Below are 16565 nucleotides of genomic sequence, written 5' to 3'. Positions count from 1 at the left end.
GAGCGCCTGCTTGTCGTTCCATACAACCGAGACAAATCCAACACATTCATCGCCACATCCCGCCCCCACCGCACCCCATCGGCGTGGAACACCTGCCCGTTGCGCAGCGCCCTCGCCTGCACACGCGCATTGCGCTGCCAGCGGTTGAGCGCATAACGCTGCAGCACGGTGGATACATCGAGCGCCGGGTTCAGCGACTGGGCCGGGGTGTGGCCGAGTTCTGCGGCGTCTTCGATCGCCATGCCCGTGCCTTGCGCCAGGTAGGGCCTCATCGGGGGGGCGGCATCGCGCAGCAGGGTCACGCGGCCCACGGCATGCCAGTGGGCGGCCTATCAGGTCGCGCATCACCGTGCCGGCAATGGCGTAGACCACCACCGGCGGCGTCAGCTACCTGCGCAAGATGCTGGATGTGGTGGTGTTTCCGGAGATATGGAAGCTACGAACAGATCTGCAAGAATTTATAAAAAAATAGCCGAAACCCTTACAAATACAGCGCAAACCGCTATCACTTCTATAGCAATTCGACTAAGTTGCTATCCCTCCCCAATTCCTCAATTTGCCATAGCGGGCCACCATGCCACACGTTATCGGGGCTGACGATATCTTGGCGAAAAAAGGACAAATGCAAAGGTAGGCCCCCTACCCAACCTGGATGCGAGCCAAGCTTGAGCAGAATCCTGCGTTGTTGTATCAGCCAAAATCGTCAGCGATACTTCGATTGTCCGGCTCCATTCTTGACTCCGCTTCACGGGCCACCCCTTCAATCAGCATATATTGCTCGCCTGCTGTTCACCAACCACTCATCTGATATGAATTTTTCGACCCTGTCCAAGACCAAAAAGACCTTATCAGCGCTTGCAGTGATTGTGTTTGCGCTCGGGATTTTCTTTGCAAAAAATGATTTTGAATATTTCAAATACTACGTCTACGACTTTACGCACGAAAGCGATAGGTATGCCGCGTTAGCGGATACAACAGGTAATACAACGGGAGACACGGCGGCAAAGGCTGTCGCCGAGTCAAAGACACTCGCCATCTTTACCGGTGATACCGGTCATATCACCAAGGGAAAACTCCTGGATGCAAGCTACAAAAAAGAGTACGACCAACTTCCTGAAAAACTCTACGCACTCAGTTTTGGTGAAACCATTTATTGCGCTACCTGCAAAGACGGCAAAGGCGAAAAGCAACGCGGGTACTCCGTGATTGAAGCAAATACGCCGCAGGATCTGGAAAAGTATCAACCGAAGGTCGGCCAGGAAAACTGGAAAGCTTATTTAAAGCTCGCGATGAAAGGTGCCGTCGAATACCCCACCCTGCTGCCCGCCCTGCTTAACGACAACTACCTGATTTCAGCAGAAGGCTTCAGCAGAAAATACGGCAGCGACTTCGATGCGTTTTATCTCAAGGAATTGCCGTATGGCGTCAAGGAAAAGCTTCTCGATTTCTATTCATCCGATGAAGGAGCGGCCTATCGGTTCGTGAATTCCGGAAATCTCAAATACTCAAGCCTGTTAAGGGAAGGCGATTTCAGCGGCCAGGACAAGAAAGAAATCGCCATTCTGCTCAAGGACACGCGGGAAGGACTGAACGATGCCTACCTCCTCCTGGTGCTCCTCAGAAAGAACGACCCCTCCCTTCATCCGGAGTACTACATCGCATTTAACGAAGTTTTCCCAGGCAAGGTCATCATCGAAACTGTTTATAAAGACCCGGAAGAGCGGTGGGATCACAAGATTTTTATGAACACCGAAGAGAAAGTGGAAACCAGGTACAACAGCTTGAGAATTCTCCGGCCCGAACAGAGGGACACTGTGCTGGTTTACGATGAAAAATTCGACAGGATGAGGAAGTACATACAAGTTCCAAAGTCCGAGAAAAACAAAATCCCGTGAATAAATAGCGACCGCATCCGCAAGCGTCCCCAAAACTTCACCCGGGCGTGACCGCGGTCCCGCGAGTTTTTTCCCAGTCCGGGCGGAATTCCTTGCCGTCATGAAGCCCGGACCACAAATTGACGCACTGCCCGCGGTGAAAGCGCGTATCAACCGTGCAAGGCCTGCGCAAACAGCCGTCGTCCTATGGGCTCAAGGCCCATCAAGGTAGGTTGGGCTCGCCCCGTATAGCCAGGGCATATCCAGCAGCTTCTCACCCAACAGACGCATTGCGGTATCCCTGCCCCACCGCGACACCCCATTGGCGTGGAATATCTGCCCATTGCGCAAGGCCCTCGCCTGCACGCGCGCATTGCGCTGCCAACGGTTGAGCGCATAACGTTGCAGCATGGTGGGCACGTCGAACGCCGGGTCCAGCGCCTGAGCCAAGGCATGGCCCAGTTCGGCAGCGTCTTCAATCGCCATACCCGCTCCTTGTGCCAGATACGGCCGCATCGGGTGGGCGGCATCGCCCAACAAGGCCACGCGGCCTACAGCGTGCTGGTGGGCACCCCGCATCGGCGCGCGGTCATGCAGCACCCACAAGCGCCAGCCCCCGATGGCATCCAGTACCTCGCGCAGCGCAGCGCAACAGCCGGCCGTCGCCGCGCCCAGATCGGAGGTGTTGGCACTGTGGTCCCAGAGGTCGGCTTCGGCAGCGGCTTCACCCTGCACGATGGCCACCACATTGAGCCATTCACCGCCGCGCACCGGGTACTGCACCACGTGCATGCGCGGCCCCAGCCAGACCGTGATCTGCCGGCTCCTGAGCAATTCAGGTAGATCGGATTGCCGCACCAAGGCGCGGTAAGCCAGGTGGCCGGTGCGGCGCGGCAGGCCGTCACCCAGCAGTTCCTGGCGCACTGTGCTCCAGATGCCGTCAGCACCTATGAGGGCGTCGCCTTCAATGCCAGGGCCGTCGTCGGCCTGCACCGTGACGGCTTGCGCGGTCTGGCTGAAGGACTGCAGAGGCCGGCTCAGGTGCAGCCTTACGTCGGCATGCTGCTGCACGGCCTGCAGCAGCATCCCGTGAAGGTCGGCGCGATGAATGGAGAGATAAGGCGCGCCATACCGCTGGACCATTGCCGCACCCAGGCCCAATTCACCCAGTTGCTTTCCGGACATCGCACCGCGTATCTGCAAGCGTTCCGGAAAGGCGGCCACGGCCTGCAGTGCATCAACCAATCCCCAGCTGTGCAGTACCTTGACCACATTCGGACCAAGCTGAATGCCCGCGCCGACTTCGCTGAAGACGCTGGCGCGTTCAAACAGACGAACATCACAGCCGGCTCGCGTTGCAGCCAACGCAGCCGCCAGTCCGCCAATACCTCCACCCGCCACAAGAATCTGAACACTTCCCATACCCCGGATTGTGCCGTGGGATAAGGCAAATACGACAAATGACGCCCCGCCTACTCCGTTTAAAGGATGCAGACAAATCCTTACAGACTTATTCTGCAATGGCTCGAAGAGCATTGCGCATCATTTTTAAGAAAAAAAGGGGGAGCCAATGAACACACATGCATGCCAGAAATGGATCGCCATTTTTTGCGCCCTCGTACTCACGGGCTGCGCCAGCCCAATGGTGCGCTGGAACCAGTCATCACCCACCACGCCAGGCATGCCTGGTGCGCTGGAATATGCGGACAAGGCGCGCGACGCGTATCGCTCCGCCGTCGCGGATCAGATGGACCGCGAAACTTCGCTGGCCAGCGGCCTGGTCGTGACAGGCGCGCTGGTGGCGGCGCTGGCAGCCGGCGGCGCACACCGCAACGCCATACTGGGAGTGTCCCTGGCAGGCGGCACGGCCTATACCCTGGGCAACATGAACCTGCGGCGCCCTACGGTCATGATCTATCTCGCCGGTGTAGATGCGCTGAACTGCGCAAGACGTGCGGTGCTCCATTTCAATATCAGTTCGGAAGAGCTTCGGGACCTCGGCAGGCAGTTGTCCCAACTGGAAAGCTCAAGACGCAGGCTGGGCATGGCGGTGGCCAAAGCACAGTCCGTGACTGCCGTATCGCCCCCCAGCGACCCGCAAATGCCGGCGCTCACCGTTGCCCTCGCGGCGGCAACGCAGGTACAAGCCTCCGCCGACAGTGCCCTGAAATCCGGCAGGAAATACACGGAGTCAGCCAACCGGGCCGCCGGCGAGTTGATCGCCACCGTCAACCTGATTGACGCGGCGGTAGTTCGGTCACTGGTCGAGTCCACACCCGCCCTCAACAATGTTCCCTCGGCGATTTCCGGTCTTGCCAGTATGGCCGGGCAATTTGCACCAGGGGCCGGCGTCGACACCGGGCTGAGCGACGCGCTGAAAAAGGCAAACACCATGAGCACAGCTGCAACGGCTGATACGCCAGCAGGCAATGTGCGCAGCCGATCCGGCACGCCTCAAATCATTGAGGAACTKATTCTTGCGGCCTCTGAAACCCTCCTTCTGACGCAAGATGTGAATGACCGGTTGACTGGAAGGGTGGTCACCTGGCCAGAGGACGCCTTCAAGGACTGCGGCGTGGCACAGGTGATCACTGCACTGGCCACCTCGCCCGCCTCGCTAAGCAACCTGGTAGCAGGCACAGATGACCGGCGCAGCATCGAGATTTCCGGCGGTGTCAAACCCTACTTCGCAGAACTGGAGGGCGTTCCGATTGACGGCATCACACTCAAGCCGCCTATCCGTTTTGATACGCGGGCGGAACTGAGCATTACCGGGAGCAAGGTCACCAAAACCTATGCGTTGTCGATACGGATCACCGACAGTTCGCCCACAGCACGTGTCGTCAATGTGCCGGTGACCATCACCGCCGCAAATACGACACCGGTGCAGTTCCGCGGGTCCTCACTGCCAGGCACACAAGCCCAAAGGTCGCGAGATACGCGTACCGCCGACGCGGCGCTGGCAGCCATCAGCCGGTTGAAGGAGTTTTATTCTGGCGGCAGGAAGTTTGTGTTTCCCCCTTCTACGCCGCCCAGCCGGATTGACACCAAAACACTGGAGGTGACGGTGACATGCCCCGCAGGCAATGCTGGCAAATATTCGCAGGCCGTCCTGTCACAGGCGCTGCTCTTTGCAGCGGGAATCACCAGCAAGCCGTCCGAACGGGACTGGAGTTTGCGCCTGAAGTCCACAGACGATTGCCTGGCGGAGTGATGGCGGTTCGCCCTCACTGAGGGATTTGCGACGCTACTTCCAAACCTGAGGCCCCGCGCCAAGAGAAAGCTCAGCCATGAACAAAGAAGGTCTTTCCACCAACCGGCCTTGCCATCCCTTTGCGCCCTGTCTGGCCACAGAAGGCAAGACATTTGTGATCCGCTACTACTCCCGCACCACGAGCGATCCTCAAAAGCGGATCACGCCCGCGGAGGCGAACGCTATGGCGCAAAGCGGGCTGGATATCGTGACGGTCTACCAGGATCGGGCCACAGCACTCACCGATTTTGGCCAGGCCCGTGGAAAGCTTGACGGGCAGTCTGCACACGACTATGCGACGCGGCTAAGGCAACCCCCAGGCAGCGCCATCTATTTTGCGGTGGACATGGACGTTAACCCGGAGCAAATCAATGACGAGATCCTTCCTTATTTCGAGGGTGTCAAAGAGGGTATGGACCAGGAGGCGGGCGGCCTGTCACCCTTTGTCATCGGTGTGTACGGTTCAGGCCTGACCTGCCAACTCGTGCGTGAAAACCACGCGCTGGCCCAGTATGCGTGGCTGGCGGGAGCCACTGCCTGGACCGGCTCGGGCAATTACGACACCTGGAACATCCGCCAGCACGCCAATCACAACCATCAGCAACTCTGCGGCCTGCAGCATCACTGGGAACGCTGTGAAGCCCACGGCAACTTTGGCCAGTTTCGGCCTGTGCCCTGACACCCGATCATTGCAGCGCGGGCCGCAAGGCCCTCAAGCCAGCAATTGGCGCAGCACAAAAGGCAAGATGCCGCCATTGCGGTAGTAATCCACCTCAATCGGTGTATCCACACGCAGGATGACGGTGACTTCTTCGCGCGAGCCGTCGGCGCGCGTGATCACCAGCCTGGCTTCACTTTGCGGTTTGAGCTCGGGGTGCGGAATCACGTCGATGACTTCGGTGCCGGTGAGTTTCAGGGTCTGCCACGATTCGCCCGGCTTGAACTGCAGGGGCAACACGCCCATGCCCACCAGGTTGCTGCGGTGGATGCGCTCAAAGCTGCGCGCCACCACGGCCTTGATACCCAGCAGCTGCGTGCCCTTGGCGGCCCAGTCACGCGATGAGCCGGTGCCGTATTCCTCGCCGGCAAAGATCACGGTGGGCGTGCCTTGGTCCATGTACTTCATGGCCGCGTCGTAGATGAACATCTTTTCGTTGCCGGGCTGGAACAATGTGACGCCGCCTTCTTCGCGCGAGCCTTCCGCATCGGGCGGAATCATCAAATTCTTGATGCGCACATTGGCGAAGGTGCCGCGCATCATCACATCGTGGTTGCCGCGGCGTGCGCCGTAGCTGTTGAAGTCGGCCTTCTGCACGCCGTTTTCCTGCAGCCACAGGCCCGCGGGCGAGCTGGCCTTGATGGACCCGGCCGGCGAGATGTGGTCGGTGGTGATGGAGTCGGCAAAGAGCGCCATGATGCGCGCGCCCTTGACGGACACACTGCCCGCCTCGCCCGCTTTCATGGTGAAGTCTTTAAAGAAAGGCGGCTCGGCAATGTAAGTGCTGGCGGGCCAGGTGTATGACGTGCCTTTGACTCCCTTGATGTTTTCCCAGAGCTTGCCCGGCTCGGTCTTGACCTTGGCGTAATTGGCGCGAAAAGCTTTGCCGTTCATCGCGTACTTCATGAGCTTGTAGATTTCGTCGCTGGTCGGCCAGATGTCGCCCAGGTACACGTCTTTGCCGCCCTTGCCTTTGCCGACGGGTTCGGTCATCAGGTCGCGCATCACCGTGCCGGCAATGGCGTAGGCCACCACCAGCGGCGGGCTGGCCAGAAAGTTGGCCTTGAGGTTGGGGTGGATGCGAGCCTCGAAGTTGCGGTTGCCCGACAGCACGGCCGCGCAGACCAGGTCGCTCTTGCTGATGGCCTCATTGAGTTCGGGCGTCAGGTCGCCGGCATTGCCGATGCAGGTGGTGCAACCGTAGCCGGCCAGTGCGAAGCCGAGCTTCTCCAGGTAAGGCAGCAGGCCGGTCTCGGTGAGGTACTCGGTCACGATGCGTGAGCCTGGCGCGAGCGAGGTCTTGATATGCGGCTGGACCTTCAGGCCCGCCTCCACCGCCTTCTTGGCCAGCAGGCCCGCGGCCAGCAGCACACTGGGATTGGAGGTATTGGTGCAGCTGGTGATGGCGGCGATCAGCACATCGCCATTCCCCACCGTAATGCCGGGGGCTGAATGAACCACCTCGGTCTGCGCCTTGGCGGGCGCGTCCGTGGTGTTGCTGGCGCGTGCGTGCGCCAGTGTGGGGCGGTTGCCTTCCATCTCCATCACGGGGCGTGCGGCACCGGCCGGTGTGGGCGGTGCGGCCGGCAAGGTGTCTTGCCGGCCTTCATCGGTGCGACGCACCAGGTGGCGGGTGTTGAGCATGCCGGCGGGCTGGTTAAAACCATTCTCGGCAATCGATTTGCTGAAGAGCGACTTGAACTGGCTTGCGACGTTGCCGAGCTCGATGCGATCTTGCGGGCGCTTGGGGCCGGCCAGACTGGGCGTGACGTCGCCCAGGTCGAGTTTGACCACGTGCGAATAATCAATCTCGCCGGCCTTGGCCACGCCGAAGAGGCCCTGCGCCTTGAAGTAGGCCTCGAAGGCTTCGATCTCTTCTTTGGTGCGGCCCGTGCCCTTGAAGTAGTCAATGGTTTTTTCGTCGACCGGGAAGAAGCCCATGGTGGCGCCGTATTCGGGCGCCATGTTGCCGATGGTGGCGCGGTCCGGCAGGGCCAGCGTGCGCGTGCCTTCGCCGAAAAATTCGACAAACTTGCCGACGACTTTTTCTTTGCGCAACTGCTCGGTCACCCGCAGCACCAGGTCGGTGGCTGTGACGCCTTCACGCAGGCGGCCGGTCAGCTCAAAGCCCACCACGTCGGGCGTGAGGAAGTAGACCGGCTGGCCCAGCATGGCAGCCTCGGCCTCGATGCCGCCGCAGCCCCAGGCCACCACGCCGATGCCGTTGATCATGGTGGTGTGGCTGTCGGTGCCCACCAGCGAGTCGGGGTAGTACACGCCGTCCCTGCTTTTGTGCACGCCGCGCGAGAGGTATTCGAGGTTGACCTGGTGCACGATGCCGAAGCCCGGCGGTACCACGCCAAAGGTGTCAAAAGCCTGCATGCCCCATTTCATGAACTCGTAGCGCTCACGGTTGCGCTGGAACTCCAGCTTCATGTTGAGGTCCAGCGAATTTTTCTTGCCGTAGTAGTCGACCATGATGGAGTGGTCGACCACCAGGTCGACCGGTACCAGCGGCTCGATGGCTTTTGGGTTCTTGCCCAGCTTCAGCGCCACGCTGCGCATGGCGGCCAGGTCGGCCAAAAGCGGCACACCGGTGAAATCCTGCAGCACCACGCGCGAGACAACAAACGGGATTTCTTCGGTGCGCTCGGCCTGGGGCAGCCAGTGGGCCAGTTGCGCCACGTGTTCGGCCGTGACCTTTTTGCCGTCGCAATTGCGCAGCACCGACTCAAGCACGATGCGCATGGACACCGGCAGGCGGGAAACTTTGGGAAATTGTTTGGCGAGTTCCGGCAAGGAGTAGAACTTGCCGGTTTTGCCGGAGGCGGTCTTGAAGCTTTTGAGCGTGGAGGAAAAAGCGTGGGGAGGCGGTTTGGCCATGGCGGACTCCTTTTTATTGACGGCAGCCCCCATTCTGGCAGGCACTGCGACCCCGTGGGAGTCCGGCGCCGCATACCCTGCCCCTCTACCGAGTCTTGTGCGTTCTCACCAGGCCGGCTGCGGCGCTGCGCGGCGCAAGCCGAAGTACTGCAGTTCGGCCAGCAGCGCCACCGTCAGCGCCTGCATCACCACATAGGCCACGCCCAGCATGGAGGGCGACACACGACCGCTGGCCAGCATCAGCACGCAGGCCAGCGCCCAGCCGATATTGCCCGCCACCAGCGCCCAGATAACGCCGCGCGGCAAAGGATTACGCGTTGAAACAAACGCAACGACTGCCGCATAGACCAGCAAGAACTCTCCGGTGTAGGCAATCAGGCCCTCGGGCAGGTTCAGCAGGCGGGCCATCGCGGCTGGAAAGGTGACTTGCAATACACCGCAAGCGATGCACGACAGCGCATCCACACGCAGCACATTGCGCAGGAAGTTGGGAGAGGAAAGGATGGAACTCGAAGACATGGCAAAACTCCTGAAAGTAGCAGCCGGTGATATTGATCAGCGCTCCGGGCCGCCGGTCGGTGCGCATGGAGGTCATCATTCCTGCGCTGCAGCAGCCCGTCGATAACCTGGCAGGTAATGGAAACCTGCTCACATAGCTTTACGATGAGGACCATGACCGCCAGCACCCACCACCCCAGCCGCCCCGCGCAGCGCAGTGCGCCACAACCCTTTGGCGACCACCTGCGCCACTGGCGCCAGCACCGGCGCCTGAGCCAGCTGGACCTGGCCCAGGAAGCAGAGATATCCACCCGGCATCTGAGTTTTGTGGAAACCGGCCGCTCGATGCCCAGCCGGGAAATGGTGCTACGCCTCGCGGAGCGGCTGGCCATCCCGTTGCGCGAGCGCAATGCGCTGCTGGTGGCGGCCGGCTATGCGCCCATGTACCGCGAGCGGCCGCTAAACGACCCGGCGCTGGCTTCGGCCCGCCAGGCGGTGGAGCTGCTGCTCAAAAGCCATGAGCCCTACCCGGCCCTGGCGCTGGACCGCCACTGGAACATCGTGGCCACCAACCGCATGGTGCCGCATTTGATGGCGGGCGCCGATGCGTCGCTGCTGGAGGCGCCCATCAACGTGCTGCGCCTGAGCCTGCACCCCAAGGGCCTGGCGCCGCGCATCGCCAACCTGCTGCAGTGGCGCGACCATTTGTTTGAACGCCTGCGCCAGCAGATCACGGCGACGGCCGACCCGGCGCTGGTGGCGTTGCTGGAAGAGCTGAAGGCCTACCCCGTGCCGGAAGAGGCCAAGGGCCCCAATCTGGAGGGCGAGCACCCGGGCGTGGTGATGCCATTCAAATTCAACACGCCTTCAGGGGTGCTGAGCTTTATCAGCACCACCACTATCTTCGGCTCGCCGGTGGATGTGACGCTGCAGGAGCTGGCGATGGAAACGTTTTTCCCGGCGGACGATTTCACGCGCCAGGCGCTGCACGCGCTGGCGGCGCAGGGCTAGATGCTTAAAGCTCAACAATCGTTTTAAAGCCGCCAAAAATCATCCGCTTCCCATCGAAGGGCAGATTCTTCGGATCCATCATGGCCTCCAGGCGCGGGTCGGACATGACCTTTTTGTTGACGCTGTCGCGCTGCTTGCGTGACTTGTAGGTGATCCACGAGAACACCACCACCTCGCCGGCCTTGAGCTTCACGCTTTGCGGAAAGGACGTGACCTTGCCCGGTTTCACGTCGTCGGCGATGCACTCGGTGTATTCGATCGCGCCGTACTCCTTCCAGATCTTGCCGGCCTTGCGGGACAGCTTGCGGTAGTCCTCCACTTTCTTGGCGGGAACGGCAACGATGAATCCATCTACGTAACGGGCCATGGGAAATCTCCTTGGGTAAGCAGCTGTCACCTGAAACGCTGCAACAACCGATCAAGTTGCCGGCGTGCAAGTGCACAACCATTAATTTGTGTACACCGTACACAATATACCCAAAGACCTGTGTAAGACGCCTTAAAGATTCGTAACAAGGCATGTACTGGTCGAGCCATGCCGCTTTGCGCGGGGCGTGCCGGGTAAACGTCCTCCTCCAGCTGGGTTCATCGCACCCGTAGAAGTAGGAAAAATGCTATTAATTTAATAGCTGCTTGCGCCCGTTCTTATTGGGCTACGGCCACTATTTTCTTAAATTCCGGAAACCGGCACCCAGGCCGGTTTATTCGAACACGTGGGCCTGGCCAGCCACCGTGATGCGGACCATGGCGCCCGGCGCCGGGGCATGCAGGCCGGAGCTGCGCACCAGCAGCGGTACGTCCCACGCAGCAAGCTCCGTCGCCGCGGGTGTTTCTTCTGCCGTGCCCAGTCCAGCGCCGCGCACCAGGCGCACCGACAGCACGCAGACCGGACCGCCAAAATCGGTGTCGATAACCGCGCCGTAGCACGCAGCGGCATCCGCACTGTGCGCGGCCGCCTGCGCCGGGACTTCAGCCACCTGCAGTTGCTCTGGCCGCAGCATGATCTGCGCCGCACCGCTGCGCTGGCCGTTGTTGACCGCGACTCGCCCCAGCGCGCAGTCAGCCCAGCCGCCCGCCAGCTGCGCCGGCAGCACGATGGCTTCGCCCAGGAAGCCGGCCACCGCGGCATCACGGGGCCGCAGATAAAGATCCACCGGGCGGCCAGCCTGCACCAGTTGCCCTTCACGCATCACGGCCACCTGGTCGGCAAATGACAGGGCCTCCGCCTGGTCGTGCGTGACCAGGATGGTGGTGATACCGGCGCCACTGAGCAATTGCGCGACAGCTTTGCGGGTGCTGGCGCGCAGGCCCGTGTCCAGGGCGGAAAAAGGCTCATCGAGCAACATCAGCTGCGGGCGCTGGGCCAGCGCGCGGGCCAGCGCCACGCGTTGCTGCTGGCCGCCAGACAACTCATGCGGGCGACGGCTGAGCATGGCGATGTCGAGCGCGACCATTTCCATCAATTCGGCAATGCGTTCAGCGCGCCGGGGCGTATTGCGCGGCAGGCCAAAGCCGACGTTGCCCTCAATCGTCAGGTGCGGAAACAGCGCGCCGTCCTGCGGCACAAAACCGATGCCGCGCTGGTGCGCCGGCACGGCCTCCGGCCCGTCTGCCAGTTGCCGCCCGCCCAGCACGACGCGGCCGGCGTCGGGCACTTCGAAGCCGGCAATGATGCGCAGCAAGGTGGTTTTACCGGAACCCGACGGACCCACGATGGCGGTGCGGCTGCCGGCCGGCACGTGCAAGTGAACGCCGCCCAGTGCTTCCACAGGGCCATAGTGTTTGCGCAGGCCCTTCAGTTCAAGAGAAGTTGTCATCGTCCCGCCGTGCGTTTGGATTGGGTATAGAGCAGCCAGGTCATGGGCAGCGACAACAGCACCATGATGAGCGCGTAGGGCGCAGCGGCTGCGTAGTCGATCTCGCTGCTGTAGGCCCAGAAGGAAGTCGCCAGGGTGCGCGTGCCGTTGGGCGCGAGCATCAGTGTGGCGGTGAGTTCATTGGTAATGCCCAGGCCCACCAGCGCCGCGCCGGCCGCCGCGCTGGGCGCGGCCAGCCGCAGGGTGATGGCCCACAGCGCCTGCGCGGGCGTGCGGCCCAGGCTGCGCGCGGCCTGCTCCAGCTCCACCGGCGCCTGCGCGATGCCGGCGCGCAGGCTGATGAGGGCGCGTGGCAAAAACATCAGCAAATAGGCCAGCAGCACCGTGAGCGCTGTCTGGTAAATCGGCATGCGTACCGTCACCGTGACGAGCGCCAGCGCCACCACCACACCGGGCAGCGAACCGACCATGTAGTTGCAGGCCTCCAGCACGCGCTGCAGCCGGCCGGGCGAGCGTATCGACAGCCAGGCCATGGGCACAGCGGCCAATGTGGTCAACAGCGCACCGGCCAGCGCCAGCCCCAGGGTCTGAAAAATCGCCGGGCCGATTTCATCCACGCGCCATACGGCAGCCCCGCCTGCCACCAGCCAGCGGCCCAGGGTAACCAGCGGCACGCCCAGCGCCAAAGCGGTGACCAGCGCGGGCAACAGCAGGCACAGGCCGGTGAAACGGCCCAGCTTGCGTTTGAAAGGCATGCGCGCCGCGCCGGAACCTACGCGCGCATAACGCTCCTTGCCGCGCGCGGCCGATTCCAGTCCCAGCAACGCGAAGCAGCACACCACCAGCACGCCGGAAAGCATGTTGGCCGCAGGCCCGTTGTAGGTCGACTGGAACTGGTCGACGATGGCCGTGGTGAAGGTGTCGAAGCGGATCATCACGTAAAGGCCGTACTCGGCCAGCAAGTGGAGGCCCACCAGCAGTGAGCCGCCGCATACCGCCAGCCGCAGCTGCGGCAGCACCACGCGGAAGAACACCGCCAAAGGGCTCAAGCCCAGCGAGGCGGCGCTGTCTTCCATGCCCGGATCCAGCCGCCGCAAGGCTGCGGCCACCGGCAAATACAAAAATGGAAAGTAGGCGATGACCGAAACCATCACGCCGGCGGGCAAGCCGTGCAGGCCGGGGGCGACCGTCATCCAGGCATAGCTGTGCACAAAAGCCGGCACGGCCAGCGGCGCGACGGCCAGCCAGGCCCAGGTGCGCGCACCGGGCAGGTCGCTGCGCTCGGTGAGCCAGGCCAGGGCCACGGCCAGCACGGCGCACAAGGGCACCGTCAGCGCTACCAGCAAAGCAGTGTTGACGAGCAGTTCACCCACACGGGGCCGGAAGATCAACGCAGAGGCCGTGTCCCAACCCGCCTGGATGCCGACCCAGATGACAAAACCCAGCGGCAACAAAGCGAGCAACGAGACCAGCAGGGCCGCGCTGCCCACCCCCGACAGGCGCCAGCCGCCGCGCCCGGCTACAGGCGAAGGCCGCAGGGCCGCACTCGCCGGGTTAAGGGAATCGGCGCCGACATCAAAGGGCAAGGCACTCAAGGCAGGTGTCAGATCCGCGGACCTGAAGTGGTTAGGAGCGATTGGAAGTGGTTTACAGCAGGCCGGCCTGGGTCATCAGGTCGGTGACTTTTTTGCTGTTGAGTTTGGAAGGCTCCACCTTGGGCGCCTGCAGCTCAGCCAAAGGTACCAGTTTGGGGTTGGAGGCTACGCCGGTGCCGACGGCGTACTCATACGCGTCGCCGGTTCTCAGGATGTCCTGTCCGCCTTTGCCGGCAACCCACTTCACGAAGGCCTGGGCTTCGGGCTGGTGCTTGCTCGAGGCCAGCACGCCGCCACCGGAAATGCTCACAAAAGCGCCAGGGTCCTGGTTGCGGAAGTAATGCAGCTGGGCGTTGTTGCTGTTCTCGCCGGTCTTCGCCTGGTCGCCGTAGTAGTAATAGTGGTAAATCACGCCACCTTCGATCTGGCCGGCATTGACGGCCTTGAGCACGGTGCCGTTGCCTTTGTAAGGCGTGGCGTTTTCCTTCATGGCCTTGAGCCAGGCGGCCGTGGCGGCTTCGCCCTTGAGTTCGAGCAACGCGCTCACGATGGCCTGGAAATCAGCGCCGGAGGGCGACGCGGCCCAGCGGCCCTTCCAGGCGGGCGTGGCCAGGTCCAGCATGGACTTGGGCAACTGCGCCGGCGTGAGCTTGGCCTTGTTGTAGACAAACACCGTGCTGCGCGCGGCGATGCCCGTCCAGCGGCCATGCGCGGGGCGGAAGTTGGCAGGCACTTCAGACAGCGTGGCCGCGTCCAGCGGAGCGAACAGCCCTGCCGTGTCGACCAGCGCCATGGCCGGCGAATTCTCCGTCAGGAACACGTCGGCGGGCGAGGCCTTGCCTTCCTGCACGATCTGGTTGCCCAGCTCGGTGTCACTGCCGTTGCGCAAAGTGACCTTGATGCCGGTTTCCTTGCTGAAGGCTTCAGCCCAGGCTTTGGTCAGGCTGGCGTGCTGGGCGTTGTAAACCACGATGCCTTCGGCGGTGGGCGTGACGGTTTGGGCGGTGGAGGCCATTGGCGCGGCCAACAGGCCAGCAGCCAGCACAGCGCCGGCAAAGAATGGGAACGACAGTTTCATGAAACACCTTTTAGAGATCAAAGCGGCCCGGTTCGCCCGAACCGGGCCGGGCGCGGCGCAGGCATTGAAGCCTACGGGGCGCCTGTAAGCAAACCGTAATACAAATGCGAATTACTTGCATCTATATGGTAACCGCTCGCGCCATTAGTTCCCCCGCAGGGCGATGGTTTACACAGGCTGCGCCTGGAAACCGGGGCTGTCGGTACTTGCTGACAGCTGCCCGCGCCGCCCGCTGATGAGCGGCCCGCGGCTTGATGCCTAGCATCGACGCATTGGCCACCACCCACGGGAGTTTTCATGAGCGCAACAAAATCAGACCACGACACCCTTTGGGAGCTGATCCAGGGCATCAAGTTCGGCATGCTGACGCACCGACAGGCCAGCGGCATGTTGCACGCCCATCCCCTGACCACGCAGAACCAGTCGCTCGATGCGGAATCTCATTTGTATTTCTTCATCTCACGCAAAAGCGAGATGGCCCAGCGGCTGCAGCATGACGGCAACGTCAACGTGTCCTACGCCGACCCGGGCGCCGACAGCTACGTATCGGTGTCGGGCCAGGCCGTGATCGCGGAAGACCAGGCCAAAAAAGAAGAACTCTGGTCACCGCTTGCCCGCGCCTGGTTTCCTGCGGGCGTCAACGACCCGGACCTGGCGCTGCTGGAAGTGCGCATTCATCACGCCGAATACTGGGATGTGAAGGAAAGCAAGATGGTGCAGCTGGCCAGGATGGCCAAGGCGGCCATCCTGGGCGAGTTGCCGCGCAAGCTGGGTGAGCACAAAGAGCTGCATATTTCCTGAGAATTCGCCCGAAAACCTGTCTCCAACCGGCCCTATCCATGCCCTTTATCTCGTTCAACAAAGCCACTGAGCCCAGCGCGCCCGACGATTTGCGCATCAACACCGCGGCAGTGCTGTACATAGAAGCCTCACGCCCCGACCTGATGGGCCAGACCACCATCCACATGCTGGGCCAGGGCACCACCGTCAATGCCGTCACCGAATCGATAGGCACCGTGGTTTCCACCATAGGCGGATTGGTGGCAGTCAAGCGCCACTACCTCGCGCCGCCACCAGACGATGGTGCCAGCACGGTCTATGTGCTGCCCGCCAACATCAGCCACATGCGCCCCAATCTGCCGCTCGCGCCGGAGTTCTGGTACCTGAAGTTTGTCGATGGCTCGGAACTGCGGGTGGTGGACCCGCTGCCTTCGGGGCTGTAACTTCCGATCATTGAAAAGCAAAAAGTCCCGCAATTTCTTGCGGGACTTTTTGTGTTTCATGTCGAAAGGAGGACGTTATTTCTTTTCAACCTGCGCCGGCACGTAACGCACAGGCTCATCACCCACACGCAGGTAGTTCACCACCCCCATGACGTCGTCGACCAGCCAGACCGCTTTTTCAAGCGCCTCGGACTGCTCGCGTGTCTTGACGCAACCTTTGAGAAAGACCAAACGCCGCTCGCCCTGCACCCACACACTGGTGTCGTCGAACCGGCCGTCGAGCTTGATGTATTGCGACACGCGCGGAATGATTTCGGCATCGTACCAATACGAGTTGGCCAGGCGGCAACGCCCCACGCGGTAGCAACTGCCGCCGTGCTGCGCCCGCACATGGGCTACGTCGCGCACTTCCTGCTCGGTATAGAGCGGCCCCTCCGGCACAGGGCACGGATTGATCGCCGAAGTGACCTGCAGGAAGGGGTCGTTGAAGGCGTTGGTGCGCGCTTCCTGAGCTCGAGCGGCTGCACCGGTGGCCAAAAAAAGAACAAAAAAAAGGAAGGAAAGAAGTGACGGTTTCTTCATCACTTCATCCTTCCATTTCAGCTTGCGGCTGTC

General features: G+C 61.8%; 14 protein-coding genes and 1 pseudogene. 6 read left to right on the top strand and 9 right to left on the bottom strand.

The window, feature by feature from the left end:
• Positions 1–38 precede the first annotated feature (38 nt).
• A pseudogene (locus AC1D13_RS00920) lies at positions 39–326 on the bottom strand (FAD-dependent monooxygenase); the annotation flags it as partial.
• 483 nt (positions 327–809) lie between these two features.
• Here AC1D13_RS00920 and AC1D13_RS00915 point away from each other — a divergent pair.
• On the top strand, positions 810–1895 hold the full coding sequence (locus AC1D13_RS00915; RefSeq protein ID WP_457279315.1) for a hypothetical protein: 1086 nt from the start codon (positions 810–812) through the stop codon (positions 1893–1895).
• A 192-nt stretch (positions 1896–2087) separates the two neighbouring features.
• Here the strand turns inward: AC1D13_RS00915 and AC1D13_RS00910 are convergent, their stop codons facing one another.
• Positions 2088–3296: an FAD-dependent monooxygenase gene (locus AC1D13_RS00910; RefSeq protein ID WP_477688776.1), complete on the bottom strand. Its 1209-nt coding sequence runs from the start codon at positions 3294–3296 to the stop codon at positions 2088–2090.
• A 148-nt stretch (positions 3297–3444) separates the two neighbouring features.
• On the opposite strand from AC1D13_RS00910, the gene AC1D13_RS00905 reads away from it, so the two are divergent.
• Positions 3445–5088 (top strand): hypothetical protein, encoded by a 1644-nt coding sequence (locus AC1D13_RS00905; RefSeq protein ID WP_477688775.1) that lies wholly within the window; start codon positions 3445–3447, stop codon positions 5086–5088.
• Between the two features lie 76 nt (positions 5089–5164).
• Entirely contained in the window at positions 5165–5806 is a 642-nt protein-coding gene (locus tag AC1D13_RS00900; protein ID WP_477688774.1) for a DUF1906 domain-containing protein, read from the top strand.
• Positions 5807–5839: 33 nt separating this feature from the next.
• On the opposite strand, the gene AC1D13_RS00895 is transcribed toward AC1D13_RS00900, so the two are convergent.
• Positions 5840–8728 (bottom strand): aconitate hydratase, encoded by a 2889-nt coding sequence (locus tag AC1D13_RS00895; protein ID WP_477688773.1) that lies wholly within the window; start codon positions 8726–8728, stop codon positions 5840–5842.
• A 105-nt stretch (positions 8729–8833) separates the two neighbouring features.
• On the bottom strand, positions 8834–9247 hold the full coding sequence (locus AC1D13_RS00890) for a hypothetical protein (protein WP_477688772.1): 414 nt from the start codon (positions 9245–9247) through the stop codon (positions 8834–8836).
• 153 nt (positions 9248–9400) lie between these two features.
• On the opposite strand from AC1D13_RS00890, the gene AC1D13_RS00885 reads away from it, so the two are divergent.
• A complete protein-coding gene (locus AC1D13_RS00885; RefSeq protein WP_457279321.1) occupies positions 9401–10237 on the top strand; it encodes a helix-turn-helix domain-containing protein in 837 nt (278 codons plus the stop codon).
• Between the two features lie 4 nt (positions 10238–10241).
• On the opposite strand, the gene AC1D13_RS00880 is transcribed toward AC1D13_RS00885, so the two are convergent.
• The 4 genes from AC1D13_RS00880 to AC1D13_RS00865 all read right to left on the bottom strand — a co-directional run bounded on the left by AC1D13_RS00880 (position 10242) and on the right by AC1D13_RS00865 (position 14727).
• Positions 10242–10604 carry a DUF1428 domain-containing protein gene (locus tag AC1D13_RS00880; RefSeq protein ID WP_457279322.1) on the bottom strand — a complete coding sequence of 121 codons (363 nt, stop codon included), beginning with the start codon at positions 10602–10604 and terminating at the stop codon, positions 10242–10244.
• Positions 10605–10938: 334 nt separating this feature from the next.
• The gene (locus AC1D13_RS00875) at positions 10939–12054 is read right to left on the bottom strand and encodes an ABC transporter ATP-binding protein (protein WP_477688771.1); all 1116 of its coding nucleotides are present in this window, start codon (positions 12052–12054) and stop codon (positions 10939–10941) included.
• A complete protein-coding gene (locus AC1D13_RS00870; RefSeq protein ID WP_477688770.1) occupies positions 12051–13649 on the bottom strand; it encodes an ABC transporter permease in 1599 nt (532 codons plus the stop codon). Before AC1D13_RS00870 ends, AC1D13_RS00875 begins: the two co-directional genes overlap by 4 nt.
• 52 nt (positions 13650–13701) lie before the next feature.
• Positions 13702–14727, bottom strand: coding sequence for an iron ABC transporter substrate-binding protein (locus tag AC1D13_RS00865; protein WP_457279325.1), 1026 nt, complete (start codon positions 14725–14727; stop codon positions 13702–13704).
• 297 nt (positions 14728–15024) lie between these two features.
• On the opposite strand from AC1D13_RS00865, the gene AC1D13_RS00860 reads away from it, so the two are divergent.
• Both AC1D13_RS00860 and AC1D13_RS00855 read left to right on the top strand, forming a co-directional pair.
• Entirely contained in the window at positions 15025–15528 is a 504-nt protein-coding gene (locus AC1D13_RS00860; RefSeq protein WP_457279326.1) for a pyridoxamine 5'-phosphate oxidase family protein, read from the top strand.
• Positions 15529–15566: 38 nt separating this feature from the next.
• Positions 15567–15950 (top strand): hypothetical protein, encoded by a 384-nt coding sequence (locus AC1D13_RS00855; RefSeq protein WP_457279327.1) that lies wholly within the window; start codon positions 15567–15569, stop codon positions 15948–15950.
• 75 nt (positions 15951–16025) lie between these two features.
• Here AC1D13_RS00855 and AC1D13_RS00850 read toward each other — a convergent pair whose 3' ends face one another.
• Entirely contained in the window at positions 16026–16532 is a 507-nt protein-coding gene (locus AC1D13_RS00850) for a BON domain-containing protein (RefSeq protein ID WP_457279328.1), read from the bottom strand.
• Between the last annotated feature and the right edge of the window lie 33 nt (positions 16533–16565).

Source organism: Polaromonas sp. P1_E12, from assembly GCF_056405975.1.
Note: the sequence above shows the minus strand (reverse complement) of the source record. Positions and strands in the feature narration are given on the sequence as shown.

Excerpts from the sequence above, each read along its gene's own strand:
- AC1D13_RS00915 (WP_457279315.1), top strand. The coding sequence starts at position 810 with ATGAATTTTTCGACCCTGTCCAAGACCAAAAAGACCTTATCAGCGCTT.
- AC1D13_RS00910 (WP_477688776.1), bottom strand. The coding sequence starts at position 3,296 with ATGGGAAGTGTTCAGATTCTTGTGGCGGGTGGAGGTATTGGCGGACTG.
- AC1D13_RS00900 (WP_477688774.1), top strand. The coding sequence starts at position 5,165 with ATGAACAAAGAAGGTCTTTCCACCAACCGGCCTTGCCATCCCTTTGCG.
- AC1D13_RS00895 (WP_477688773.1), bottom strand. The coding sequence starts at position 8,728 with ATGGCCAAACCGCCTCCCCACGCTTTTTCCTCCACGCTCAAAAGCTTC.
- AC1D13_RS00890 (WP_477688772.1), bottom strand. The coding sequence starts at position 9,247 with ATGTCTTCGAGTTCCATCCTTTCCTCTCCCAACTTCCTGCGCAATGTG.
- AC1D13_RS00885 (WP_457279321.1), top strand. The coding sequence starts at position 9,401 with ATGACCGCCAGCACCCACCACCCCAGCCGCCCCGCGCAGCGCAGTGCG.
- AC1D13_RS00880 (WP_457279322.1), bottom strand. The coding sequence starts at position 10,604 with ATGGCCCGTTACGTAGATGGATTCATCGTTGCCGTTCCCGCCAAGAAA.
- AC1D13_RS00875 (WP_477688771.1), bottom strand. The coding sequence starts at position 12,054 with ATGACAACTTCTCTTGAACTGAAGGGCCTGCGCAAACACTATGGCCCT.
- AC1D13_RS00865 (WP_457279325.1), bottom strand. The coding sequence starts at position 14,727 with ATGAAACTGTCGTTCCCATTCTTTGCCGGCGCTGTGCTGGCTGCTGGC.
- AC1D13_RS00860 (WP_457279326.1), top strand. The coding sequence starts at position 15,025 with ATGAGCGCAACAAAATCAGACCACGACACCCTTTGGGAGCTGATCCAG.
- AC1D13_RS00855 (WP_457279327.1), top strand. The coding sequence starts at position 15,567 with ATGCCCTTTATCTCGTTCAACAAAGCCACTGAGCCCAGCGCGCCCGAC.
- AC1D13_RS00850 (WP_457279328.1), bottom strand. The coding sequence starts at position 16,532 with ATGAAGAAACCGTCACTTCTTTCCTTCCTTTTTTTTGTTCTTTTTTTG.